This window comes from Oleiphilus sp. HI0066, from assembly GCF_001635725.1.
In genome coordinates, this window is sequence record NZ_LWFH01000412.1 from 1 (window position 1) to 749 (window position 749).

Genomic DNA, 749 nt, shown 5'->3' on the forward strand with positions numbered 1-749 from the left:
ACAAGTTTAACGGCATCAGACAATGAAATAGCGCCAGAGGCAACGAGCGCGGTGTACTCACCGAGGCTATGGCCACACATAAAGTCCGGTCGAATCGTTGTTTGAGCACACCACTCTTCCCATACTGCGATACTAGCGGTGAGAATCAATGGCTGCGTAATCTCTGTTTGATTAATTCTCTCTTCAGGACCTTCTAGCGCCAATTTTCTTAAATCGATACCAATCGCGTCAGAAGCTTCAGCAAACACCTGATTTGCCTTCTCTGATGATGCTAACAAATCAGCCATCATGCCCACACTTTGCGATCCTTGACCGGGGAACATAAATACCAACGACATAAAACCTCCTTATATCACCGCAAATTAGTCGAAAGCGATGAACTCTAGTGCTTTGTTAATTTTTTCAGGTAGATTAGAGCGTGCTTCGCGATCCGCAAGCTCAATTGCATGCACAAACGCTTCTACCTTTGCGTTGCCGTGGCTTTTCACCACAACGCCATTTAATCCTAAAAACATTGCTCCGTTGTGCGTATCGGGATCAAGCTGTTTCAGCGCACTAGCCATATGTGGCGCCAACAACTTCGCTAACAAGCGCGTAAACCATGAACGTTCAAAAAAGGCCTTCACCCCATCAAGGATAATATTTGCCGCACCCTCGGCGCTTTTTAGTGCAATATTCCCAACAAAACCATCGCAAACAAGAACGTCAGCTTTACCTCGAAAAATATCGCCGCCCTCAGCAAAACCAAT

Annotated in this window: 1 protein-coding gene and 1 pseudogene; both read right to left on the minus strand. The window is 46.1% G+C overall.

From position 1 onward, the window contains the following. Positions 1-338: ACP S-malonyltransferase (locus tag A3738_RS05500; RefSeq protein WP_156503994.1), on the minus strand; the 338-nt coding region annotated here is incomplete at its 3' end. 24 nt (positions 339-362) lie between these two features. Further along, positions 363-749: pseudogene (locus A3738_RS05505) on the minus strand (phosphate acyltransferase); the annotation flags it as partial.